The 25213-nt window shown below is 41.6% G+C and carries 27 protein-coding genes; 3 read left to right on the top strand and 24 right to left on the bottom strand.

Annotated features, from left to right (window positions below; genetic code table 11):
- Positions 1-311 precede the first annotated feature (311 nt).
- The 3 genes from P0078_RS00865 to P0078_RS00855 are packed head-to-tail and all read right to left on the bottom strand — an operon-like array spanning position 312 to position 3771.
- Entirely contained in the window at positions 312-2132 is a 1821-nt protein-coding gene (locus tag P0078_RS00865) for a DUF3732 domain-containing protein (protein ID WP_282932594.1), read from the bottom strand.
- Entirely contained in the window at positions 2129-2572 is a 444-nt protein-coding gene (locus P0078_RS00860) for a three component ABC system middle component (protein ID WP_282932593.1), read from the bottom strand. Before P0078_RS00860 ends, P0078_RS00865 begins: the two co-directional genes overlap by 4 nt.
- Positions 2569-3771, bottom strand: a complete 1203-nt coding sequence (locus tag P0078_RS00855; RefSeq protein WP_282932592.1) for an ABC-three component system protein — start codon at positions 3769-3771, stop codon at positions 2569-2571. The genes P0078_RS00860 and P0078_RS00855 overlap by 4 nt, the downstream gene beginning before the upstream one ends.
- Positions 3772-4539: 768 nt before the next feature.
- On the opposite strand from P0078_RS00855, the gene csrA (P0078_RS00850) reads away from it, so the two are divergent.
- A complete protein-coding gene (csrA, locus tag P0078_RS00850; RefSeq protein ID WP_282932591.1) occupies positions 4540-4701 on the top strand; it encodes a carbon storage regulator CsrA in 162 nt (53 codons plus the stop codon).
- Between the two features lie 198 nt (positions 4702-4899).
- Here the strand turns inward: csrA (P0078_RS00850) and P0078_RS00845 are convergent, their stop codons facing one another.
- Genes P0078_RS00845 through P0078_RS00830 form a run of 4 tightly spaced genes read right to left on the bottom strand, consistent with a single transcriptional unit; the run spans position 4900 to position 7173 of the window.
- Positions 4900-5469, bottom strand: coding sequence for a hypothetical protein (locus tag P0078_RS00845; RefSeq protein ID WP_282932590.1), 570 nt, complete (start codon positions 5467-5469; stop codon positions 4900-4902).
- Positions 5459-5722, bottom strand: coding sequence for a hypothetical protein (locus P0078_RS00840; protein ID WP_282932589.1), 264 nt, complete (start codon positions 5720-5722; stop codon positions 5459-5461). The genes P0078_RS00845 and P0078_RS00840 overlap by 11 nt, the downstream gene beginning before the upstream one ends.
- Positions 5723-5743: 21 nt before the next feature.
- Positions 5744-6685: an IS1595 family transposase gene (locus tag P0078_RS00835; RefSeq protein ID WP_282932588.1), complete on the bottom strand. Its 942-nt coding sequence runs from the start codon at positions 6683-6685 to the stop codon at positions 5744-5746.
- A complete protein-coding gene (locus tag P0078_RS00830) occupies positions 6643-7173 on the bottom strand; it encodes a hypothetical protein (RefSeq protein ID WP_282932587.1) in 531 nt (176 codons plus the stop codon). Before P0078_RS00830 ends, P0078_RS00835 begins: the two co-directional genes overlap by 43 nt.
- Before the next feature lie 254 nt (positions 7174-7427).
- On the opposite strand from P0078_RS00830, the gene csrA (P0078_RS00825) reads away from it, so the two are divergent.
- Positions 7428-7616: a carbon storage regulator CsrA gene (gene csrA / locus P0078_RS00825; RefSeq protein ID WP_282932586.1), complete on the top strand. Its 189-nt coding sequence runs from the start codon at positions 7428-7430 to the stop codon at positions 7614-7616.
- A 165-nt stretch (positions 7617-7781) separates the two neighbouring features.
- Here csrA (P0078_RS00825) and P0078_RS00820 read toward each other — a convergent pair whose 3' ends face one another.
- Together P0078_RS00820 and P0078_RS00815 are read right to left on the bottom strand one after the other, a co-directional pair.
- Positions 7782-8024: a hypothetical protein gene (locus P0078_RS00820; RefSeq protein WP_282932585.1), complete on the bottom strand. Its 243-nt coding sequence runs from the start codon at positions 8022-8024 to the stop codon at positions 7782-7784.
- Positions 8021-8398 (bottom strand): Tse2 family ADP-ribosyltransferase toxin, encoded by a 378-nt coding sequence (locus P0078_RS00815; RefSeq protein ID WP_282932584.1) that lies wholly within the window; start codon positions 8396-8398, stop codon positions 8021-8023. The genes P0078_RS00820 and P0078_RS00815 overlap by 4 nt, the downstream gene beginning before the upstream one ends.
- A 384-nt stretch (positions 8399-8782) precedes the next feature.
- Between P0078_RS00815 and csrA (P0078_RS00810) the strand changes: the two genes are divergently transcribed.
- A complete protein-coding gene (gene csrA, locus P0078_RS00810) occupies positions 8783-8959 on the top strand; it encodes a carbon storage regulator CsrA (RefSeq protein ID WP_282932583.1) in 177 nt (58 codons plus the stop codon).
- Between the two features lie 177 nt (positions 8960-9136).
- Here the strand turns inward: csrA (P0078_RS00810) and P0078_RS00805 are convergent, their stop codons facing one another.
- The 15 genes from P0078_RS00805 to P0078_RS00730 all read right to left on the bottom strand — a co-directional run bounded on the left by P0078_RS00805 (position 9137) and on the right by P0078_RS00730 (position 24618).
- Positions 9137-9559, bottom strand: coding sequence for a gamma-glutamylcyclotransferase (locus tag P0078_RS00805; RefSeq protein WP_282932582.1), 423 nt, complete (start codon positions 9557-9559; stop codon positions 9137-9139).
- Positions 9556-10718 (bottom strand): IS3 family transposase gene (locus P0078_RS00800; protein WP_282932581.1). Its coding sequence is split into 2 segments (ribosomal slippage): positions 9556-10463 and positions 10463-10718, totalling 1164 coding nucleotides; the frame shifts between segments, so codons are not numbered across the junction. The genes P0078_RS00805 and P0078_RS00800 overlap by 4 nt, the downstream gene beginning before the upstream one ends.
- 573 nt (positions 10719-11291) lie before the next feature.
- Positions 11292-12212 (bottom strand): DUF4238 domain-containing protein, encoded by a 921-nt coding sequence (locus P0078_RS00790; protein ID WP_282932580.1) that lies wholly within the window; start codon positions 12210-12212, stop codon positions 11292-11294.
- Positions 12213-12575: 363 nt separating this feature from the next.
- Positions 12576-12881, bottom strand: a complete 306-nt coding sequence (locus P0078_RS00785) for a hypothetical protein (RefSeq protein WP_282932579.1) — start codon at positions 12879-12881, stop codon at positions 12576-12578.
- Positions 12882-12972: 91 nt separating this feature from the next.
- Positions 12973-13983, bottom strand: coding sequence for a hypothetical protein (locus tag P0078_RS00780; RefSeq protein WP_282934682.1), 1011 nt, complete (start codon positions 13981-13983; stop codon positions 12973-12975).
- Between the two features lie 140 nt (positions 13984-14123).
- Positions 14124-14414, bottom strand: coding sequence for a group II intron maturase-specific domain-containing protein (locus tag P0078_RS00775; protein WP_282932578.1), 291 nt, complete (start codon positions 14412-14414; stop codon positions 14124-14126).
- A gap of 124 nt (positions 14415-14538) precedes the next feature.
- A complete protein-coding gene (locus tag P0078_RS00770) occupies positions 14539-15414 on the bottom strand; it encodes a reverse transcriptase domain-containing protein (protein ID WP_282932577.1) in 876 nt (291 codons plus the stop codon).
- A 599-nt stretch (positions 15415-16013) separates the two neighbouring features.
- On the bottom strand, positions 16014-16655 hold the full coding sequence (locus P0078_RS00765; protein ID WP_282932576.1) for a hypothetical protein: 642 nt from the start codon (positions 16653-16655) through the stop codon (positions 16014-16016).
- 386 nt (positions 16656-17041) lie between these two features.
- Entirely contained in the window at positions 17042-17602 is a 561-nt protein-coding gene (locus P0078_RS00760) for a YbhB/YbcL family Raf kinase inhibitor-like protein (RefSeq protein WP_282932575.1), read from the bottom strand.
- A gap of 86 nt (positions 17603-17688) precedes the next feature.
- Positions 17689-18495 carry a helix-turn-helix transcriptional regulator gene (locus P0078_RS00755; protein WP_282932574.1) on the bottom strand — a complete coding sequence of 269 codons (807 nt, stop codon included), beginning with the start codon at positions 18493-18495 and terminating at the stop codon, positions 17689-17691.
- A 1039-nt stretch (positions 18496-19534) separates the two neighbouring features.
- Complete coding sequence (locus tag P0078_RS00750) at positions 19535-20332, bottom strand: hypothetical protein (RefSeq protein WP_282932573.1); 798 nt, start codon at positions 20330-20332, stop codon at positions 19535-19537.
- 1005 nt (positions 20333-21337) lie between these two features.
- Positions 21338-21553: a hypothetical protein gene (locus tag P0078_RS00745; RefSeq protein ID WP_282932572.1), complete on the bottom strand. Its 216-nt coding sequence runs from the start codon at positions 21551-21553 to the stop codon at positions 21338-21340.
- A gap of 646 nt (positions 21554-22199) precedes the next feature.
- A complete protein-coding gene (locus P0078_RS00740) occupies positions 22200-22694 on the bottom strand; it encodes a gamma-glutamylcyclotransferase family protein (protein WP_282932571.1) in 495 nt (164 codons plus the stop codon).
- A 492-nt stretch (positions 22695-23186) separates the two neighbouring features.
- On the bottom strand, positions 23187-23681 hold the full coding sequence (locus P0078_RS00735) for a hypothetical protein (RefSeq protein ID WP_282932570.1): 495 nt from the start codon (positions 23679-23681) through the stop codon (positions 23187-23189).
- Positions 23682-24273: 592 nt separating this feature from the next.
- On the bottom strand, positions 24274-24618 hold the full coding sequence (locus P0078_RS00730; RefSeq protein WP_282932569.1) for a hypothetical protein: 345 nt from the start codon (positions 24616-24618) through the stop codon (positions 24274-24276).
- Between the last annotated feature and the right edge of the window lie 595 nt (positions 24619-25213).

The raw sequence follows: 25213 nt of genomic DNA, 5'->3' as shown, positions 1-25213 counted from the left end.
GCATCGTGGCGAAGAGCATATTTTCACTTTCTAGAAATTTCAAAGGGTATGCCTGTATGCCCTAGCGCATCAAAGCCTGTAGGCTAGCTAAAAGTTAGCCTACTTTCTCACTACAAATGCATCAACATTGATGAACTTATCAAATTTTAGCTTACCCCTAAATCATAACGTATTGCTCATGACTATCTTACTTGGATTAACTAGATTGCACTGACCAACACCTGAACCCCAAGTATAGGTAGTTTTCAGCAAGATAAGTGCCCAAACTGTCAGCAAACAGCAGTACCTATAGATTTGACTTCTTAATAAAATCAGTTTATAAGCCCATACCCGCCAACTAGCTCTCTGTCTACTAATTTAAAATTCTCAAGTTTTAGCTTAGTCCAATGGGACTCAGGTATATGCTCCATAAGTACAATCTGAATACCTCCTTTATCTTTCATACGCTCAACAAAATCATTTAATTCTCTTAGTGCTAAGTCTAGGCTAGATATATCATCGTCATTTTCACCTAAATAAGGTGTACTAACTTGATCAAATACCAAAAAGTAAGGCATCCAAGGAACACCGTTATCTCTCGCCACCTCATGTAATGCCATAAAGTAAGACAAATGAAGGTATAAATAATTAGAAGCGCTACCGATGTCTACCATCTTCTCTACTGCACGACCTTCTTCGAGTATTAGATTTATTACCTTTTCCCTCTCCATGAATACTGCTTTACTAGATTCATAACCTTTAAGACGCAACCTTGCTAGGTGTTCATTTATCTTATTGTTAAGCTTACCCATCACAAACTCTCGTTTGGATTCGATATCTGTAACAATCCCATCTAACTGAGAAATTTTGGCATCAATAACAGCGAGCTTTTCAGAATAATCTATAGGTATAGCTCTATCCGAATAAAGGTCGACTTTAACGCTTAGCTTACCTTGGTAACGATATATATCCTTAGGTGAAGAAAGGCGCTCAGAAAGCTCTTTAAGATTTTCTACCCTACCCCTTACATCAGCCAGTTCTGCTTCGAGACCTTTAGCTTTCTCAATAACATCAACATACAACAAAGAGTTATTACGTTTTTTCCAGCTATCCTTAATAGAAGACAACTCACGCTCAAGAGAAAATAATATTTCGGCTGTCTTGGTTCCGGGTAGAATTTCTTTATACTTATCAATCAAATACTCCACTGGCCTTACTGAATTATCACCCTCTTTTAGAAGAGCCTGATACTCAGTATACCCTTCATTAAATTTTTTAAATTTGCTAATTTTTCTATTAAGCTCTAGCTCAATAACTTCAAGTGACTTAAGCTTCTCGTTAATATCACCAAAATTATCAAGAGGTGAAGTTGAAATCTCTTTTAAATTATTTAAGGATACTTGAACATCATCACTTGTCTTATCTAAAATCCCTAGAGACACGGCTTCCTTCTCTAGGGAAATCACATCCTCTTGAAACTCTAAACGCTTCTGGCCAAGGATTTCTGATCGTCGCTCAACACTTAAGCGCTCTGCTTTCAATTTTTCAAGCCGCTCAGTAACAATTGCCCCTTCAATATCAACAATGCCCAAGGCCATCCTAAATGTTCGCTCAACCCTTTCAACCACTCTTAAATCATTTGGCTTGTTATAAAGATAGTCTGGGGAAACTATAGCGTTCTGATCTTGATAGCAGAAACTCAAGAAATTTCGAAAGGAAACTTTAGATCCCGCCTTTATAGTTTTCCCACCATAAGGAACCTTCAACTCACTATCCAAACCAAACACTTTATCCAACACTTTCTTTAATGTTGAAACACTCATGTTGTGATTGGGCAAATCTGGGATTTCACCGTTATCGCAGAAAAAGGCAACACTTTTATTGCCAACGTGATGAGCTGGACGAGCAATAGTTATTAAACCTCTATGGGTATGCAGCCTTATTCCGTACCATCTAGTCTTATCATCTATATTTGCTTTTGATATTCCGTCGGCTTTGGATGAAAGTAGACAATAGTCAATAATATGAAGTATAGATGACTTCCCTTTCCCTGGATCACCAGTTATGACATTTACAGCGTTAGCCTTTAATTCAAGATTTCTAATAACTTCGCTCTTCTGCCAAATTAAAATATTTTTTATCTGAACTGTCATACTTTTACCCTAAGCAAAGAATATAAAGACTCAGGTTCTTCAGATAGCATCACAACAATATTTCCAGAAGCACTTCGAACCTCATCAATTTTTCGACCGAGCCTTTCCTGACCAAAAGAAAATGGTTCCAATATAATCAACTCTCCGCCTTTAATATCAAATAGCTTGAGTTCAACACCCATTGCAATCGCATTAGTTGTAGCCACCAAAGAATCTGTATACTTATCACAAAATCCCACAAAGAATTCACTTTTAACTGTAATAAATTCCTGCGCAGAAAGAACATTTGTATTTTTCCGCTTCAGGTAGCCCCTTATTTTTTTATCAAAAATCAGAGGCGCAATTAAATATGAATTTGCGATATTGAGCCGTTGCTTCAATGATAGAACTATATGAATAGCGACCAAACCCAATGCTTCATTATTAATAGCTCCTATCATTTTTTCACTCCATACAGCTCTTTCCAATCTTTCCGCCACCCAATCCGGCACATATCGGACAACTCTAACCCTTTCCCTGTCACCATTGGTCTAGCTAATGCTGAATTCGAAACTTGCACGGGTATATCTTCAACCTTATACAAACAATCTCTCGCAACACGCTTATGCTTCTCGTCCGTATCTATCCCGTCCTGATTGTATAACTGATTATGCAGAGCCTTCCAAGCATAAAAAACTTCCTCATTAATTGCTTCATTCTCAGTCTCACTAAATTGCCCATCAACGATTAGCTTTTGTATATACATACTGGTTGCAGCATATTCAATAGCATGCTCTGTTATGTCCTCTTGTGAAATATCAATATCCACAAGCTGCTTTGCAAACAAACCATCCTTCGGATCAATTGTATTAACGTTTTTAAATTGGTGGTAACGACTGAAATCTACTTTTCTATCTGCAGACATATTAATAATTCGATTGAACTGGAAATTTTTCCTGAACATTTCATAATCAATCTCTACCTTCTGGCTCGACTTAATTAGCTTATATTTCTGCTCTCCAAATACGCCAATGAGCATATAAATTACGTTATGCGTATCTGATGGACGAATTGAAAAAAACTCAACTTTCTCTGCCAGGCGCTTGAAGATATCATCTGTCGAAAACACCATTCTAATCCTATCAAATAGGTCCCTCTTTTTTTCATCGCTTAGATCATAGATATGATCGACATATTTTTTTATGGGGTTTTCCTTTTCCCCCCTCTTTTTAACGCTTTCCTTAAGATCTAAATCTTCTTTTATTTCAGAAATAGTCTCAATCACCTCAGTCAGGTTCAGATGCTCAGAGTCAATCAACTGTACAATACCACTCTGACTTGTTTTTTTCTTATTGGTAAAGAAAACAAACTCCACATCCTCACCATTCAGGCAAACTAAAGCCTTACTCCAATTATAAATCGTTTTCCAAAGGTCTATATCTCTATTAGTGAGCGAACTGCCTTCACTTACTGAGTGCTTTACCTGGATAAGCGAAGTGGCACCACGAATTTGCTCATGATGCACATCATCCAGCACTTCCAGCCCAATTTTTTCACCAGGCTTTAGGTCGAGAAGATACTCCAAGCAAACAAGATCTTGATAATCAAAACCTAACTGACTCTTATCAGAGGAGACCTGCTCAAAATAATCCTTAGACATTCTAATCCCAAATATTTTTCATGAATTTGTACGAAAACAAATCCAATAGAGAAACCTCAATACACGACCTTCAAATCAGATTTTCAAAACTTTATCTTACGTGTACTCAAAAATGAATGAACATATAAAATTGCCAGCCTCTAACAGCAACCTCGCACAATCACCGAATAAAAAGTATAAACCGCCAGGATGATCAACGAAAGAGGAAGATAGACCGAGAAAGAAGCTGTCAAATAGACAGAGAGGGAAGTAGAATCTTCAAGACAAACACCTAGAGAAATATAGGCGTTAAAATTGCCTTATTGGAATTTTTTAGGTTTTATCTAGCGTCAAAGCTGCGTAGAATCGATAGATATCTATAAGTATTTTAGACCGTACTTTAACTGCATTCTGAGAGATCGCCCCTTAAGGGAGCATAGGAAGTTAAAAAAAATCACCTCCAACTGGAGAGGTTAACGTGAAATAAGAATAGTGAAAAGGCGCTGACCCAAGGTGCTGCAACACCAGGGGCCAGCTAACCAAATTGATAAACACGATATCAAGATGGCTGTATGCATACTACGCTAGAAACCCACTCGTCTTCAATAAAGTGGAGCACAATCAGCAGCTTGGAGCGACTCCCCAAGCTCTGGGAGCCTAGCGCCCGCCTTTTCCTATTCTGCGCCCACCGCCCCCGCGCCCCTCCCCTCACTTCCACCAAGTATCACTTACCAAGCTTCCCCACCAAGGAATGCCCACCCACAGCTTGAGTATCGGTAGGAAGAAAACATGTTGATCTTAAAGCGCCGAACAGGCGAGAACCTAAGAATTGGAACGAATGTCTCGATCACAGTGTTGGAAGTGAAGGGAAATCAAGTAAAGATAGGCATCCGCGCTCCTAAAGCTCTTCCCGTCCACCGGGAAGAGATCTATGTGCGCATCAAAAAATGAACAAAAAATAGTCAATGGAAGTCGCTGAGAGTAAAATCTCCAAGGAAGGAGACCTCACAAGTCTAAGCCTAAATCGCGATTAACTCCCATAAAGCTACACTACGTCAAACTATAATTATCGGACCCGCGCTCCAGCTGGAGCGCAGTGCTAACCGTGTCAGCTGGGTATTTCGCAGCGACAACAATCTTTTGTTATGGTTACTTTTCAAAACGAATATGCTTGGCTCCTCCAATAGATTTCTTCCCTAATTGGCAAAATTTTGACCAGACTTCTCCACACTTCAAGTTGGGCCATAACCAGCTTACATAGTGAATATGCTCACCGTATTCCCAATGATTACCATTAACTGCTCTATCTTTTAAATCAAAGAAAAACATGTGCCAATATCGTTGATCGATACGATAAAACATGTGCGCTGTTGTTCGCTTAACAAATCGAGGAGACTGAAACAGCTTATTCACTGCTTTCTTTGCATCTTGACTGAGTTTTCCAACGCCATTCCCTTTGATAGCTTGTATATTTTTATCCGTGAATCTTATATTTTCTGGGGTTTCTTCTAAATATTTGCAAGCATGCAAGTAAGGGAATTCAATAATTTTTGCCTCTGAAAGCTTGACCAAATATATCAGGTCGCTAGTTTTTAATGTCAGAGCAGAACAAATTTTATCAACTTCTTTTTTCGTATCAGCTTCAAACAGATTAAACACGTCAATTTCCATAAAAAGCCTGTATTTTAACCCTCCACCAGAGACGCAGCTATGCTGCATCCTGTTGACCACCCTTACTAAGTTCTTCTGTATTCATGGATTTAAGTTTTTTGGATGTTGCCCACCAAGAACCGCCAGCAATGGATATGAGTATGCCTAAAAAACCCAGCACCGTGTAAAACATATTGTTGAGAAAGCTAATTTCTCGGTCGACGACATCTTTTTCTACAAATTTTTCGATGCTGGAAGAAACTTCTTGATAATCACGCTGTAGAGTTTTTAATTTAACCAAATCCTCTGGATCTGAAAACATATAAGTTTTCCTAATTACCACTCATGCTAAGCCAATTTTTAGTAACCTTTCCGGCATCGGCGGCGTCCGAAGAGAGACGTAAACCAGTCTTGGAATGAGTGCCGATAAATCAAACCTCCGATTAAAGCGATATTGAAATTCTGCCAAATAGCGCTGTGCATATTTCGGTCTAATAGAATGGTAAGTACTACGCAGTGCACTCTTTAAATTACCAAGTACCGTATTTACCCAATAGAACTCAGGCTCTTCAACAGAAGCTCTGCCACCACCACAAACAATTTTGTCATGCACACAACCGGCCTCCTTAATGGCATTGAAGCATGGAAGACCATCTGAGATGACTGTGCTGCCACTACAAAGGGATTTTTTACTCCAGGTTGAAATTTCACTGCTTTTGAAGCCCTTGATAATTGAGAGCTTAATACGGGTTGGATGTCCCTCCTTGGTTGTTTCAACGGCAGCTACAAAGGGAGTTTTACCCTTGGCTCCGCGCCCCGGTTTGCATCCAGTACGCTCACCACCGAGATAGGCATCATCTAGTTCAATAAAACCGGATAGTTTGTATCGCTGGTCTCGCTCCATCATCACTTGCATGAGTTTCTGCTTCATGCGCCATGCTGCGTTGTAAGAGATGCCCAGATGTCGAGATAGCTCCATACAGGAAATACCCTTCTTATCCTGTGTAATCAGGAAGATACCGAGAACCCAGGTGGTAAGGGGGAGCTTCGTAGAGTCAAAAATCGTACGGGAGGTAATCGATGTCTGACGTCGACACCGGTTACATTGCTTAAGCTTGCGATAAGCGAGGTCGCAATGCTTGTCATGTCCGCAGTGAGGACAACTAAAGCCATTGGGCCAACGCCATCGCGACAGCGCATCGAAGCACTGTTCCTCGCTGCCGTACATTTTGAGGAATTGGATCAAACTAATCCCCTTCTGAAACTGTACCTTGTTGCGAGCCATGCTGTATTCCCTTGCAGATCAACGAGATATCTGTATTTATATACAGTTAAGATTGACTTAGCAAGAGTGGTAATTAGGTAAGTTTTTAAAATTTCGAAATCAGATCTTAACTGCTGAAATGTTTTAACCTCATCTACATCAACATCACCGACTTCAATTGATCTTTCAATATTTGCTAAACGTTGCTCTACTGATGAACTAGAAAGATTAGCTAACTGCTTTTCAAGGATTGTAATTTGCTTTCTAAGTTCTGGTATCCTTTCCATACCATCGGCTTCAGCAGCCAATATTCGTTCATATTGTAACATTAGATTCTTAGAGGGCTCTAACAGCATCATCGCGATTAGCATAAATATCATTGGAAAAATTAGCTTCGGAAGTAAATTTGCCAACAGTGTTTGTCGTTCAAATAAATCGCGTTTTCTACCTAGAAAATACTCTCTCTTAAACCTCTCCTTTTCTAAGTCCATCACTATTTCTTCTTTCATGTATACCCCTTTTCTTAATAGAAAACGTAACAGTTAATTAAAAAGAAAAATCTATACCACACATCTCTATAATTTCCAAGCCCGTCAGCATATAGAGCCCCGCAGCTTTAAGCGATCCCACAAACTCTGAATGCCCACCATATTCTGCGCCCACCAATCTTACGCACCAACTCACTCTACTTCCACAGATCACTTATCAAGCCTCCCCACCAAGGAATGCCCACCCACAGCTTGAGTATCGCTAGGAAACAAACATGTTGATCCTAAAGCGCCGAACAGGCGAGAACCTGAGAATTGGAACGAATGTCTCGATCACAGTGTTGGAAGTGAAGGGAAATCAAGTAAAGATAGGCATCCGCGCCCCTAAATCCCTCCCCGTCCATCGTGAAGAGATCTATGTGCGTATCGAGAGAGAACGAAAAATAAGCAACGGAAGGCGTTGAGGAAAGGTTCTCCAAGGAAGGAGGCTCCAGACGATCCTCCTTCTTTAGTTAACAAATCTAGCTCTTTGCTGAGCCGCAACCAAATAGTTAGGGCCTGAGTTTTGCTAATGCTTGCTCGGACAAGCAACATTGAGGGCAATACATCAGCACAATAACTTGTTAGAGCTAAAGTGGTTCCCTACTGAAATTGGTAATTTGTTGACCAAAAACTTCTATTGCTTGATTTTCTAAACGTTCCTTGAGGCCAATAACTTCTAAATAGTCATTCCCAGCATCTGCCACTTCATCCTCATCTTCAGATGTTTCACAAATAGACTTTAAACGCTCAGCTTCATGAGTTATTGCTTCAAGTATTATCCGGGCTTCCCAATCACATAGTGATGAGTTCATTTCTTTTATATGTGTCATAACGCAATCTGCTTTTTGAATACCTTCTGACATTTCAATGCCAGTTTTGAAAGTAGCCCCTTGAATTCATCGAGGGGCATATTTGCTGTTGGAGCGATACTATAGTGCCCGGGCCTATCATTAAGTAATTTTAGACCCGGTGGAACTGGTGTCCCTTTAGAGATCTTCCATACCCAGCCCGACATCGGTGTTGATTCAATCCTGCTCTTTGTTGATAGTGATATGCCTTTCCCATTTGCAATCACTATCAAGATCCCATTAATTTCGGTTGTATCAACATCCTTCGGTCGACGGATATGATCTAACCTTGGGCTAGTGGAATTTCCCAGTCTAAATAAATCCTCTGGGGCCATAAATAGATCTTCGACATTCATTCCATTCTCCTTGTCGATAGCTTACCTTGCTAGGGCGTCTCGTTATTGAAATACCCTATGGATCAACAGAAATCACGCATCCGGCTACTGGTAATTCTGGACACCCACTAAATAGCAAGTATAAACCGCCAAAGCTATTGACTGAAGAGGAGGGTCAAACAAAATAATAGGAGTTAGCTACTTAAAATGGCATAGACACTATGGAGATAAAGTACATTTATCAGCTTGGATCGACTCCCCAAGTTCTGGGAGCCTAGCACCCGACTTTTCCTATTCTGCGCCCACCGCCCCCACGCCCCACCCACTCTACCTCCAGGCATCACTTACCAAGCTTCCCCACCAAGGAATGCCCACCCGCAGCTAGAGTATCGGCAGGAAGAAAACATGTTGATCCTAAAGCGCCGAACAGACGAGAACCTAAGAATTGGAACGAATGTCTCGATCACAGTGTTGGAAGTGAAAGGAAATCAAGTAAAGATAGGCATCCGCGCCCCTAAACCCCTCTCCGTCCATCGTGAAGAGATCTATGTGCGCCGAAAACTAGGCAATGGAAGGCGTTGAGGATCGGCTCTCCAGGGAAGGAGACCTACCCCTCCCCTACATTCTCTACCAAGGTTTAACTTTTTTCGATGGCAAGTTACATTAAACTTTGATTATCGCACTATCGCACGTAGCACGTGAAAGCACTTAGCAAAAAGAGAAGTCATAACGCAATAGCCTTTGCTGTGTCTTAGTTTATCAACTGTATATTGCACGTTCTCTTGCATCCCTTTCTCTATCAGGGTCTTCCATACTTTTGACTGCTTCCAAATTATTTAGATAGTCCGTAGGAACCCCCGTTTCTTTCGCCCCATATATCACATGATATAGATACCAAAAATAAGGCTGCAAAGAAGGATCAGTATTCGTTGCATAATATGTAATTGCTTCGAGGGAATTTCCCATGGTATCAGTTACCCGAACCCTTTTTTCTTTATAGCCGTAACCTAAACCCTCTACCTTATCTAGAGCACCTTTTTCTTTATCTGATATCTCGAACAATGCACCAATCACATAATCTTTGGGGTCTTGGGTAAACAGTGCATCACACTTGCCGGAACCGTCTTTTTTGCTGACTTTGTGAAAACGAAGAGAATGTTCAGTAAGAGTTGTAGTGGTCAACTATTTCCGGACAGTAAGTTAAGTTTTTCTTCCGCTTTTGCAGGCGGCAATCCGTCATTGTGTTGGTGGGGACGCTCCCAGTTGTAGTAAGTCATCAAGTAATGGCTGATATCTCGGCTTGCTTCTGTAATAGAGGTGTAACCGAGAGAGGGTATCCATTCACTTTTCAGACCCCGAAACAGTCTTTCCATTGGTGCATTATCCCAGCAATTTCCACGTCGACTCATGCTCTGGGTCATTCGGTAGCGCCATAGCCGTTGGCGGAACTGATGGCTGGTATACTGACTGCCTTGGTCTGAGTGGAACATAACCCCATTAGGCTTTCCTCGCTGCTCCCAGGCCATTTCCAGTGCCTTTATCGCTAGTGTGGCATCTGGTTTCCCTGAGAGGGCCCACCCAACGATACGGCGAGCGTGTAAATCTATAACGGTAGCCAGGTAACACCAGCTTGAACCAGCCCAGATATAGGTAATGTCACCACACCAAACTTGATTGGGCTTCTCAACATTAAACTGGCGATCAAGTTCATTCGGTATATCTACGTGCTCGACTATTGCTTTCTTACGCTTATGAGGACCAGGTTGTTTACACACTAAGCCGGCCTCACACATTAGTCTTCGGACTTTAAAGCGTCCGATTGATATCCCTTGTTCATAAAGTAAACCTACGACTGTACGACTTCCTGCAGAGCTACGGCTGCGCTCGAAGACTTCAATGACTTTGGAGCGGAGCTTCATTCTGGGTACATCAACAGAGTTCTTCTTTTTCCTGTATTCGTAGTAGCATGATCGAGGTATTTCTAACGCTTTGCAGACCAGTTCCACGGGCTCCTGCTCACTCAACAGGTCTATCAGCGCGTACGATTCATCTCGTCGGACATCAAGAGAGCGGTAGCCTTTTTTAGTATCTCTTTCTCCCTTTCCAGGCGATTGATACGGGCTTCAAGCTCCTGAATTTTTTGCTGCTCAGTGGTAAGCGCTTTAGTTGCAGGCGTCTCTCCACCCCGCTCTGCCTCTAGTTGCTTCACCCAACGGCGGATAGCCGTTGTGCCAACATCCAGCGACCGGGCTGCTTCAGCAATTGAATAGCTCTGATCTACTACCAAACGGGCAGCATCTAATTTAAATTCAGGAGAAAAGGATCGACGTTGTCTACTCATTGAACACCTCTATTTTCGATGGCAACTTTACCACCTAAATTGGTGTCCGGGTTTAGTAGACCACTACAAGTAAACGTTCCTATTCGCACAGCACTCGGAACCCTTTCTTTCAGTCTTGGAAGGGACATATTTGACCCATAAGCAAAGTACCTCATTCTGACTCCATACAGTTATCATTGAATTTAAACGTTGCATTTATATAGCACGCTTTTCTATAACTCCAAAGCATGTCAGCCCAACGACGTAATAAGTCAACAGCTTTGAGCCATACCGCTTTACACTCCATTCTCCCAACAAACGTCACTCACCAAGGATCTCCACCCAAGGCTTGAGTATCAGCAAGAAATAAACATGTGGGTCCTATGGTAAAAACCTAAGAATTGGTATCAATGCCGCAATTACAATGCTGGAAGTGAAGGGGAATCAAGTAAAAATAGGTATCTATCCCCCCTCCAAGTTCATGGAGAAGAGATCTATATACGCACGCTGCGTAGCCAACCTATTTAGACAGCGGTAAAAATGTCTTTGATAACTGCACTAATACCTTGCTCAGCCGCCACCTGAATGTAACTATTATTTAGCACCAGCTTTAAGTAATTCACATTTTAAAAAGCAACCAATATATTCCTTCTGAGCCTTCACACTTTTCAGCTTGGTCGCCCAACCTATATGCCGCTCAATGAATTCGGACTTTGAGTTATCCTTAAAATAGGCAGTATCTGCTTTAGATAACGAATAAAGATTAATCAAATCTGATCTAATCTTCTCAGGAAATACTCCTATCACATCAATATCTGGACTAGTTGAGTATACAATGGCTTTAGTTGGGCTTATTGCTATCGCAAAAAATAGTTCATCTAGGTAATCTCCCCACCTTGACACTGGGTAACTTGAGCAAATCAAAACATCTTCATTAAAATTATATTCACGAACATTTGCTGACAGTAGACCATCGGAAAATGGCTTCGCAATTAATGCACTCTTCTCATTTTGAAGAAACCAGGCAAAGGCAATAACTCCGATAGAGGGTGAGCTTTGAAAATAATCAAAAACTTCATCTATAGATTTTACTGATGAGAAACAGTCTTTTTTTAATTTTTTTCTTAGGGCTTCAAGCTCAGGCCCAATGTTCATTGCTTCAATAACTTCGGGATGTCGTGCTTCTAGACAAGTTAAATAATTAGCTAGAGATCTCTTTTCACTGTCTGACCATGTGGATAAGCTGGTAGATCTTGCCTTTTCTATAATTTTATGACCAGCATCATCAATTTCTCGTGAAACCACGGATGATTCAATCTCGAATGAGCCATCAGGAAATTGAACTTTGTATAAATTATTTATTGAAGCTGTTTTCCTTATTCCGACTTCTTTTGATTCAAATTTCCCCACGTTAGAAATGAATCGATACCTACATATTCTTCCCTCCGAAGACTGCCATGCTTTCAGGAAATGTTGGGGTACAAAATGGTGATTTTTAGGTAGAGATTTAGTCATAAAATCCTTTTATCTTACAAAACACCCTGATAAGCTATAGCCGGAACACGATGTAGGCTACCCGAAGGTAGTCAATATTATGACCCGGAACTGAGTGTAAAGCAATTCTACACACTCCCGAAGGAATATAGTTATTTTTTAACCTACTATTCCTCCTCACTATGATCTATTAGGCTTTCCCGTAAACCCAAGGTGCTGTCTTTTTCAAGCTATTTCTTAACATCTTCAGGAAGTGATTTAAACAACTCTTTTACGCAGCTTTACTTTATTCTATCTTGGCTCGCTCCTCATGAAATTCCTATCAACAAATAAGGTATAGCAATGAACATGCTACAGAGCTTATAAATCAAGCAGGCAATGCAACTAGCGAGTAAGTGAAATATCGACTACCTGACAGTTTTCACGGTGTAGTTTCACAATCGGCTGACCACCGCCACGTCCATACCTTGATTCTTCCTTCGGAATCACTAAATAGAAACGGCCATCAACAATCAACTTATAGCCCCCAAGTTTTGCGCTTTTGGCCGGAAACTTTGTAGCAATTTCGGAAACCCCTTTTTCAAGTGCAAGTTCATCAGAACACAAGCAGGCGCTTGCAATGTGGGAACAAACTGTCAATGCCATGAAAACTATAATTTTTACATTAAACTTATAGAACACTTTAAACATAGCAAGTTACCTTGTATGTATGGCTACCCATTTAGTAATACAGCCTTCTTGTTGGAGCGAAACTGAAAGCGAGTCTATCAATATACACTCGTTAAGAGTCATTGACAGATGCCATTTCCTCTAATTTTCTTTTCGCAAACTTACCCCTTTCTGATACAGGGTGAGACTTATCTGAAGCAAACTTGTTAGCTAACTCCTTAGCAATAACTGCTTCAATTTTACCCAGATCTCGTATCAAAATCTCAGCTGAAACTCGTCTAACGATAGACGAGCGATCATCAGATGATAATTCTAAAAAATCGAGTATAGGGATCTTGATGTCAAATTTTCGTTCACCTACGATGGGCCTTACCCTACCTTCACAATAGCGTATATCTGTCCATTCCCATTTCCGGCCCTCCACCCAGACAATACGGCCTTCAAATAAACTACGATATGCCTTAGCCCTAACCGAAGGTTGAATAGCTAGTCTCGCTATTTCCTCTAGATTCTCATCAAGAATAGGTGTGCGCCCAAGCTGGGAAAAGAGCGACGGCATAGGCCCGGACGCTGACGAAATTAACTTACGCCGAAGCGACTCTGCTATATCCTTTTCACAAATGATTTGAAGAAGAATCTGCTTGTCTTCCTCCTTGATTCTGCCCCATGAGTTCCAATTTGATAGTGCAATACATAGTGCTTCAACTACGCATTTTGGATCAGTTAATTTTGCTATCTCAGGAAGCTTTTCCCTTGCAGCCTCACGCACTTGAGGCACCCAATCATTCAGCCTACGAACGGCAAGCGAGAAAAAGAATGTATTTGGCGCTCCTCCCGAAAGGGCTCGTAGAGCTTTCTCTCTTTTGTAACCATCCCAACTAATTAGGTCAAGCCAAGTTATCAGCTCCTTAGGTTTTGACCAAAGCTTCCACTTGGAAGGCGTTGATTCTCTTACTGCTGAAGAGAACTCAGTGCGTATAAACCGTTCCCAGTAGTCAAAACTGGAAAGAGATAACTGACTCGTCACATCAACTAATGCAGACATATCAGCTACAACCTTGCTCCCCGAATTTATCGAGTTCGCAAAGTCCTTAACTGCTAAAATAACTTTCTCTTCCATCATCTTCAACTGTTGCACCTATTTCACGGCTTGAGTAGTGGTAGGACAGCCAGTTACCCTAACTGCCCCCACGCAGATCCGGACGTGCGGAACTACCGCATCCGGCTCTTCAATAATATATTCGCTCGTGTAAAGCACGAACCCTAATACCAGTCCACAAGTATACTGCGTTTGTATACTCGCGGTGGCTTTAGCCCAAAATATCCCAGCATTTCCTTTAGACTATTCCAGTTATAACTCTTGCGCTGACTCCGTCGATTGAGCCATTTGTGTATGCTGTGTAGAACATAGCTGTACAAACGGGACAAGCTTCGACTGTTGTCTGGCAGACCGAAGTAGTTCTGGAAGCCTTGTAGCTTGCGCTTCAGTGTGGGCAGCCATTCTCTCAGACGCTCTCTGCGCTTGGCTTTGATCCAGTGGTAGAGTGCTTCCATTGTGCCCTTCTGTTTCTTTGCGGTAGTCCGGCGCCTGAGCCTGGGGCGTTTGTTGACGTCCAGGCTCCAGTAGAACTCAAAACCCAGAAACTGGAACTGCCGTTTTCGGCCCGGATGGAAGCCGCTAAAGCGCTTCAGGTACGTTTTTTTCGGGGGCTAACTGCAAGCCAAACTTGTTCAGCCGTTGCGGTAGCACCCGGTAAAATCGCTCTGCATCCGTTTTCAATTGGAAAGCCGCTACATAATCATCGGCGTACCGGATTAGCATGGCTCTGCCACGCATACGCGGCTTAACCTTCTTCTCGAACCACAAATCCAGGGCGTAATGCAGATAGATGTTCGCCAGTACCGGACTGATCACGCCACCTTGCGGGGTGCCTGCTGCCGCTTTACTGAATTTACCATCTGGAGTTTGCACGCGCACCTTAAGCCACTGTTTAATCAGTGTCAGCAGGGCTTTGTCGTCGATACGAAGGGCTAGCATGCGCAGTAACCAGTCGTGATCCAGCTGATCGAAGAAGCCTTTAAAATCGGCTTCAACGATGTAGCCGTAGCCTTTGAATTGCAGATTTAAGCCAAGGCTATGTACGGCTTGGTGGGCGCTTTTCCTGGGGCGGTAGCCGTAGCTAAAGGGCAGAAAATCCTGCTCCCAGATACTTTGCAGTAGCTGCGCTACGCTCTGCTGCACCCGTTTGTCTTCCACCGTAGGCAGCCCCAGTGGGCGCTGCTTGCCATTGCCTTTGGGAATCAATACCCGCTTAATCGCCTGGGTGCGGTAGCGTTTGTCACACAGCCGTTGATGTAGGCATTGGATATTTTGCGGCAGACCTTGCCGGTAAACTTCGGTTGTTACTCCATCGATACCGGGGCGGGCCTGCTTGTTGAGCTGGCCCCAGCTTTGATACAGCAGGTTGGAATTTAGCAGTCCGTATAAATTCTGAAACCTGTGCGCGGGGTGGCTCTGTGCTTTAAATGCGATGGCGTGCAAGGCGGTTGTCATAGTGTCTCCAGCCCTACTTTGTCCAGACTATGTTTCTGTTGCACACCGATATTACTGTCAGCTCCTTCGCCATGTAAGCGGCTTTCCCGCTCTCGGACTACTATGAGCTGATCCGACTTCCGAGTGGTCTTCGTTGGTTTCACCATTAGGCTTAACGTCCCTACCTGTTCCTTCAGGAACCTGCTCGGATCTCTCAAGTTCTCAATACCTCTCTTTCTACATGCCACGGCTTGATAACCCCGCCGATCCGCCACAACCTCACCAATGCGGTTGCTTTGCCTGGACTTCGATGGCGTTACACATCTCGTCAATCGGAGCTCACTTTATTATCGGAGCGATACCAGCACTTCAGGGTCACGATAACCCCTATGGTCTATAGAATTCTCTGTGTACGCTTCACATAGTTTGTTCACAGTGAGAAAAAAATGAGTATATTTTTTTCCTTCTGCTCCGCCCTACGCGCAACACTCGATACGGGTGGCTGGTTAGGCCTTACCCGACAGGGACTTCCACCCTGCAAGAAGCATCAAGCTTAGCTTGACGTACTAACGCCCAAATCAGCGGAGTTTCAGTTCCGCTGTATTTTCTTATTACATGCCCTACGCCATCTCTCTTAGCAAGTGAATAGATGTATTTTTTGGCAACCCCATTGAGCTTGCCAAACCATCTATACGATTTGCCACCATGATAATCTCTGACTCGGCCACCCCTATCGCCTCACACAAAGCAGGATAATCAACCTCAATTTTTCTATCTGTGACCGGGATGAATGGCTCGTCATCAATGCACTCAATTATTACTTTATCGCCCTTTCTAAACGCACGCGGACTTGGATGCCCCTCAATGGCTATGTAGAGATCGGATTCCGACTTCAATCGCATCCAGGACTCAAGATCAGCCATAGTCCCACAACATTGGGGAAATAATTTATTAACTCCATTTATGACTAGAGCAAAGCCGCCAAAGAAGGCGCAACAATCTTTGACTTCAAAATCTGATATATGCAGTTCAATTGCGCGCGCCAAATTGTTGTCATTAAGCTTACTTAACGAATGAAATTGATGATCAGCTGAATATCCGACCAAGTCTCGATATCCACTTACTGTAAGTAGCTCGTCTCTTGCAGTCGAGCTACATTCTTTCCTAAGATCGTAAGCCTGATCTGATATTGGCAACTCTATTAATGCTTCTATTTTTACTTCCATATTTATGAAATTCTGGCCCACCACTTCCTCAGCCATCCGATTCCTCTACAAGACATCACTTACCAAGCTTCTCCGCCAAGGAATGCCCACCCACGGCTTGAAAATCAAGCACGAAGTAAGCACTTTGACCATAAATCACTAAACCGGCGAGAACCTAGGAGTCGGTACGAATGCCTCAATTATCGAGCTAAAAGTAAACCAGAATCAAGTAAAGGCAGACATCCACACCCATCAAACGAAATGAACCCTCCGCACACATCTGAATGAAGCTAATGAGAAGCGGCCTCACCAAAGGAGGCCTGCCAGGGCTTTTTCTTAAGCAGTTTAACTTTAGTGAATGGCAAGAAACACAAAACTTCAATTATCTCGCTCCCGGTCACATCAGATGCGCCATGGCCTCATCTGAATTTGCTCATCGGCGGTCACTCCCGTACGTATAAAGCTTCGATAGTACTTGCGCCCAGAGAGTTAGCCTTAACCATATAGCCAGTTAGTGCCCCTGATGCATCGCTTGGTAAATCTAATTTCTTTGATAATGCATAAACCGTAAACTGGTACCGGTGGGCGCCATGGCCTTTAGGTGGACAAGCACCACCAAAGCCCCTTAAACCATAATCATTTACTATTTGTATACTACCCTGAGGGATACGGTTTTTTTCTGAGCTTCCTGCATCAGCCTGCAGTGAAGTAGTATCTTTGGGAATATTTACAAGTTGCCAATGCCACCAACCACTACCTGTTGGTGCATCAGGGTCATATGCAAAAACAGCAAAAGCTTCTGTCCTTTCTGGCGCATTAGACCAAGATAACTGTGGTGAAATATTACTACCAGTACAGCCGAACCCTTGGAATTCCTGCTCTTTGCTCATAAATTTTCCAGCATGTATATCTTTACTCGATAGCAAAAATGACTCTGCAGAAACCGCACCGGACAAGAGCACTGTAAAGACAACAAAACTGAACCTGCTTATTACACTTGACATTTTTTCTCCAAATATATTCCGAATGAATACTTATGATAGGAGTTTCATATTCAGAGTAATAGATCAAAAACAGTCAAAGTTTTGCCTCAAACGTTCACTCTTGTTTTTCTCAGTTCTATAGGGGTTATACCAAAAGCTCGCTTAAACCTATCTGCAAATCGAGACTGTGACTTATAGCCACACCTTTCTGATATACGGCCTACAGGCTCAAATGTCGTTTGAAGCAAGTGCAGTCCAAAGCCAAGCCTGACATCATCTATAATAACTTTAACACTTGTACCTTCACCATTTAACTTCCTTCTTAGTGTTGACTCACTCATTGCTAATTTTGACGCCAGCATATCTACCCTTAAGTCCGCTGCTGGATTTTCACTGATAATTCTATATAACTTTTGACTCACACTCGCTGACTCCAATACAGAAGCTACTTCTTGGTACCCCAAATAAAATAATGTTTGTAATATTTCTTGTCTTCGAATATGCCATAGATCTGAAGAAACGGAGGAACCCCATTCCATAAACTGATGGAGGGTTATCTCCAAAGTAGAACCTACCTCACCGGTAAAATAGCTTTTTTCAATACTCTTCTCAAAAATTAATCTATCGAAATCCTTATATTCAAATTCAATAAGCAGCGCAAAATATTCCGAATCGACTGGGATATTTCGCATATCAACTTTAGGGCTATTAGATAGAAATATAAACTCCCCAGCTGAGCAGCTCTTTTGGCTATCCCCACCTAGTTCCTTGCATCCGTCAAGTACACATATCAAGGTAGGATTAACAATTGGAACATTAAAAATATTTTGTTCCTTATATGAGGAATAAACTGAAAAAGGTAAGCTCTTACCCTCCTCCAGCAACTTTTTTGCTAATTGCTTAAGTTTTAACATAAGTTGATTGAGCGCCTAACAGTAAATTCAAAAGCAGGGTCTATATAGCATAACCATCAATAATTACAAAATGTTCCAACCCAATCACGCACAATCAGATTCTACCCACTAGCGACGGACACTCTCTTAAGCGATAAAATATGCAGCAGTGGAGCTCTATGGCCAGACCAAGCAATCCAACCAAAACCACTCGTAAACAATGCTCAGAGAAGTATTGAAAGTACTGGCGTTCAAAATCGGTGTTAGCGTTGCCGCTAAACAGCTTGGGTTGCATCCTTCCCAGTAATGATTTAAATTCAATAGGTTATAGTGAAATCCCAATTCAGGAAGGCTCGTCCCCGCCCTTCCCTATTCTGCACCACTGCGGCCATTCCCCACTCGCAAACATCTTAGTTCTCCCTATAAGCGATACCCAACCACGGCTTGGGTATCAGCCTGAAGTAAGTAGATTAACTATAAAGTAATGAACCAACGAATACCTCATTCACAGTACTGAGAACGAAAGGAAATCAAGTAGAGATAAACACCCACTCCCCAAGCTCCTGCCCTTTCATCACGTAGAGATCTATATACACATCGAAAATGAACAAAAATTAGACACAAGCGGAGAGTTAATAGCGAATTTCTCATAGTGGAGGCCATAACCAGGCTTCCTCCATGAGAGTTAAACGTTATTTGAGTCAAGGATACGGTAATTACATGTAATAGTTCAAATACAGCTATATCATGACTTAGAGTTTGCTTTAGTAAAAAAATAATCAATCACTTAAATCCGATAATTTGGATATACTTCAAATTTTGATAAATCCGCTTGTATCTTAAAAATTACAATACGATGACCTATAAACTCTCATAGAAAAAGGCCTTGAACGAGGCAGGCTTTATTTTTTACTAAAAAGAGGAGAGATTATTATCCCTATACACTCTAGATTTTCAATTTACACTGATATACCACAGAAATATTTTGAGACCTCATGAAAGTTGGGTTTCGCCATAACTTCAAAAGAACCTCAAAACATACGTTGTTGCCATATAAAATCTATAAGAGAGCAGCTTCACCTAAATATTGCTCGAGAGGCATTCGACTAGACATCAAATCCTTCAAAGGGCTAATATTAAAATTTATTTTTGCCAAATGCAGATTAGTACGATGCTCGAACTCTTTTTCTCCATTGTTACTTCCTGAATTAACGCTATGCTTCTCCTTGCTCGAAAAAGCTATACTGGCCCCACCAGCCCTCATTGCAGAGCGTAAATCTTTTTGCTTTATTTTATAATTTTCTTTGTGACTAAACACCCAGAAATTCACTGAGCTACTCTTTATTTTTGAGACCCGATGAATTGCTTCACATGTCTTTGCGTACAACCTCTTGTTTCTTCTGACAAGTGTTTCATTAGTCTCTTTTTTATTAGTATCTACATTTAGGTTTTTTACGTAAATATCACTCAAGAAAAATTCTGGCCTAACGCCAAACCATTCCGCAGCTATATCTAGCGCTTTATAAATATCTCTTGAGCTAGTGGCATCAACACCAAAAACCCATAACTCGCCACCTAACCAAGCTGCATATCCTTTCGACTCAGGATCTTGCTTTTTAGCTCCCTCCAATCCATACGCATAGCTAGTTATAAATGGAGATCCAGCTGCACTTCCTCCATAGGTTGATTTCCATGCTGCATAAGTTAGATAGCAAGTTCGCAAAACAAAATGCCTATCAACTTCCCTGTTATTAAAAATAACACCGACATCAACTGTCTTATCGCCTATATCTCCCTCAGCTAAAGCCATTGCGAAAGGGCGACTTTCACCAATATTTCCGCTATCTTTTATTCCCATCACTTTATCTCTAGATCAAATTCACAACTATTAAATTTTACACAAATAGCAAGACAAGAAAATAAATGAAGAATTACGGATGATTACACCCAAATGTAATCAAGAACAAACCATATCTTTTGTAAGCGATCTTACGAGGTCGCAGGTGAAAGCTGTGTTTAGAGTATAGGAATAGCGCCGCTGAACACCAGCGGGCAAACATTCTGGCCCGCCACCAAATAGAGTGGTTAGCAGGGCAATAGTAGTCGTATAGGGAAATTGAACCTGTAAAAATTTGTATACTCAATAAGCTATAGTGCATCGTAAACTCAGAAAGAATATCACTCATCCTCTGCTACCCTGCACCGCTACGGCCCTTCCCCACTCGTAAAGTATCAATCACCAAGGAATACCAACCCTCAACTTGAGCATCTTCAGGAAGCAAGTAGGTTGACCATAAACAAAAGCTCTGCAGTAGGCACAGGTGTTACAGTTACAGTGCGGAAAGCGAAAGCCAATTAAGTAAAAATATGCATTCACACCTCCAAAACTCTCCATTCATCCCTAAGAAGTCTATGTACCCACCAAAAGAGTACGAAAAGTAAGCAGCGCAAGTTATTGAGAGCAGATTTTTCAAGAATTGAGCAAATATCCATCTTGCATTCCTTTACGTGGCTAATTCTGCAGGGTACTAAATGTATTACTTGTTTAAGTAACCGCTATAACATCATATCCTTAGTACGAAAGCGGCAATATATTAGTTCTTTGTGTTGAGGTACTGCCTACTCATCAGTTAAAACTAAATCAGAATTCATGTAGAAGCACAATAGTTGGTTAAATTTCAGTCGCGCCTGAAAGATCATAGATATACGCTAGTTTCTACAGTCTGAACGTCCAGCTAATGCGCTACGTACTGAAGTATTACTTTTAAATTGGATTTCGAACCTATCGAGCAACACAAAAATAAAGCCAGGATTTTGCCATCCTCTCTCATTTTTTGTTATTTAAGGTCTTGTGATACTATAATCACATATCTACCTCTTTTGGAAAGCCAGCCATCCCCAGTTTCTTAAAGGCTGAATACAGAGCCTCTCGGTCTTTTTTCTTTAGAACCACCTGCGCTGAAACAAAGCGATTCATACCGTGTAATATGCCCACCTCTCCAGTACGCTTCTTCACTACGAGCTGTTTGGTGGCTGCACTTAGCGTAGAAACCTCTTCATCAGATAGTTTTATTTTCAAGTGATTTAGTCCTTGCTTAATACGTCATATAACACTCGCCGCACACACGAGTAACTTGTCACAGTTTCAACGTATAAAGTACACGCTTATGCCAATATTGTTAGAAGCATTTCTCAACTCAAGAACCAATTTCCTTGGATAGCACCGGCTCCACTACTCGAAAATACCAAAACGAGATTGAGGTAAACAATAAGATTACAGTTAGGCCCTCAGTGTGCGTAGCGGAAGCGCTATCCAAACCGAAAAGAAACTCAATAAACAATACTGGCGGAAGAAGAATAAACAACACAATCACCATATTGTGAGGTACTAGTGCCAGCGACAAAAAGGCTGGCCTTCGATAATCAGTACGATGACGATGAGCATGCCTGTGAAGCTTATGGCCTAAAATCCAGCTTCTAAATATTAGTGTGATTATGTATGGCGTTATACAAAGGAGCACAACAGCTGACAATCTTAAAGATGCAGGGCTATCTACCATTCGAAGTAAAATTTGGACTAGTAACAGTGTGGAAAGCAATAATTCCCAGACATTCTTACCCTTTATCAATGAAAAAATCATCGTTGAACTCGAACTCCTTCTGCATAGGCAGCCTTGTAGTGAAGATGAATCCACAACAGAAAAGCTGCCTCTGTATCAGCTTTATTAGCTATATATTGCACGTTCTCTTGCATCCCTTTCTCTATCCGGGTCTTCTATACTTTTGGTAGCTTCCAGCTTCTTTAGGTAGTCAGCCGGAACCCCTATTTCTTTCGCTCCATATATCACGTGATATAGATACCAAGAATAAGGCTGCAATGAAGGATCCGTATTCGTTGCATAATATGTAAATGCTTCGAGCGAATCCCCTTTAGCGTCAGTCACCCAAACTCTCTTTTCCTGATAGCCGTATCCTAAGCCCTCCACTCTATCAAGAGCACCTTTTTCGCTATCTGATATTTCAAACAGGGCGCCAATAACATAGTCCCCAGGGTCTCGAGTAAATAGTGCATCGCACTTACCAGATCCATCCTTTTTACTCACTTTATGAAAACAGAGACAATGTTCAATTAGAGCAAATACTCCTATCCGCACGGCACTTGGAACTCTTTCCTTCAATCTTGGACGGGACATATTTGACCCGTAAGCAAAATACCTCACGCTGGCCCCATACTGTTAACCGTTAATCAAAATTAGTTGTTGGTTCTTTCAAAAGAATAGAGGAAATAGCTCTACTATTCAGGCATGCAGAATAGAACATAAATGCCAATACTGCCTTAATTCGCATCTTGCGAATAGTCTAGTTAGAAGTCCACTTCTTATTACGAACCAGCCATACCCCCGAAAACTAACGCCTTCCCGAAAGCTACTTGCTAGTCTTCTCCATCCTCGGGAAATACCCATGTCTACAACTCACCTATTCCGTTTCTAAGGGTAGAACCTGGGATTACGTCGTAAAATTCTTTCGCACAATTTGAAGAAACCTTGTGGGTATTAAAAATAGGTAATGGAAAATACTGGGCGCAGTATCTCCTTCCTATAGGGGAGTGAGATACTCTCAGATAACAAGACACACTAAATCTCAATTATCGCATTAACTCCAATACAAATTTTCGAGTGACACAATACGCAACGAAGTGAATCTGATATTTTTTAGTGTTCTAGGGGGTTTATTTTACATTCACTAGGTAGCTTTTCAATATTTTCATATACAATGCTGGCTGCTGTAAATAAATTAGTATCAATAAAGAAGTCATTACATCGAGGGATCATGCTCATTCTTCTCTCAAAACCTACAATTCCATCTCGTGTCGGCTTATGACTTACAGCAATAGAAACTCTTGTTTCATCGTCACAGGAAAAGGATTCATCTCCTAGATTTGGAGCAAGCTTCAGGTCTCTTATCGCTTTATTTAAACTATAAATTACCTTCACTTTTTCAATCTTCGGAAACTTAAATTGGCAAGGAAGTGTACCTGAATGGCCTAAATTGGCGTAACCAGCGCTCCCATCTGATGTTACCCAGATAACTTCATACTGTCCCCAACCGTTTGTAAAGCTAAACTGGGTAACCCAAGGTTCGATTGGGCTATCAGTGAGTGCTATACGGGGAATAATCAACAGTAAAAATAAGTATATGTACTGCACTTTAAATATGTTCTCTAAATTAGCTTGACATCTGTAGGCGCGTAGTCTGTCAGTGTTCAGGGGTTAGTAACCAGGCTATAAGCCGAGTATTTGAACCTGTTAAAGCCTTAGTGCTCCAAGGTGGCTTTATCTGCTTCCACAAAGTACTTCCTTTCAATTGCACGACTTGGCTCTTACCAGAATTTCTCCCAGCTAACAAAATACTACTTGGCCATATCTATACTGCCAGAGTTGTGAGTATACGTATAGTAGCCCTGGACACCCGTCAAATAGAACGCTTGCTCAACAAGAACACCTGCTACAACTTTCCGCCAAGAATTACCCACTCGTGGTTTGAGTAGCGCTAGATAAAATCATATTGATCCTGTATATGCTATACCGACCAAAGCCTAAAAACTTGTACTACTGCTTCATTTGGCACACTAAAAGTGAAGAACAGCTGCGTAACCAAAAGGCATTCACCTCCACCAAGCCCCTCTACCAACCTTGAAGAGATCTATTCGCGACTATAGTGAACAAAAAATAGGCTATGGGAGGCGTCACGGATAGATTCGCCTAGGCGGAAGGTTTGATAACAACCATTTATTAATATTTACATGGACCAATAGCCAACAATATGATGCTTACCTTCTTGATCGGCTTTTAGGCGTACACCAAGATCCCTATAGCCTGGGCAAGATATGTAAGCATGATTTGTCGCAGTACCATCGCCAATAGGTGGCTGGGCATCACCAAGCACTACCCGAATAGTACACAAAGAGAAAACTCTTCGCCGTGCAGAAAGTTTAGATCTTATATTGTTACCGACATGAACAAAACTACTCGTTTCACCAGTTTCTAGTAAGATACTCAATGCACCACTGATCGATTCAGCCGCCAAACTGTCAAGTGAAGCTAATAGTAATAGTATTGAAATACTCTTCATAATTTTTGACATCTTATATATACGGGTGAGCGAAGCATGGTGTAACCCGGCAGTTCACGTTTTTTGGATAATTTTCTATTGATTGTTATGAGTTTTTACCATTGGGGTTTGAAAGTGTTGTATACAGCCAGGTATATACTCTTGCCCTAGCAACATTAATTTTACGCTAGCTAAGCTACTCAATAGAAATTTTCATACTAAGGCAACCAACATCCATCTATTGACACGCATAGAAACTTAACTCTCTTCTCCGGCCAAGCTATGAGTGGCGTAAGTAGCGTAATTAGTATGAGTTTCTTCATTAGAGCTAACAACTTAAAGGACTGGAGAATTCTGTAGATCGCCTAATTGGGAAGACTCTGCTTCAGTACCATATTTGAGTTCAATGGTATAAACTCAATCCATACATCCCTCAGTGGCAGGGTTGAATCTTGACCAGGGGCTGCATCAGGTCTTCTATAATTTGAGCTTGTATCCATTGGCTCAACAAAGCATACAGTAATTAGGCCGCCAACTAATGGAAATAACCAAATTAAGATGCATTGGATTCCCTTTTGAACCCTATTAGAGTAGTCAGAACGTATACACCCTATGTTGCGTAAAGGTT

Origin of the sequence: Microbulbifer sp. VAAF005 (genome assembly GCF_030012985.1) — a bacterium.
In the GTDB taxonomy this organism is placed as follows: domain Bacteria; phylum Pseudomonadota; class Gammaproteobacteria; order Pseudomonadales; family Cellvibrionaceae; genus Microbulbifer.
The sequence above is the reverse complement of the archived record's forward strand: the minus strand, read 5'-3'. Positions and strand labels throughout refer to the sequence as shown.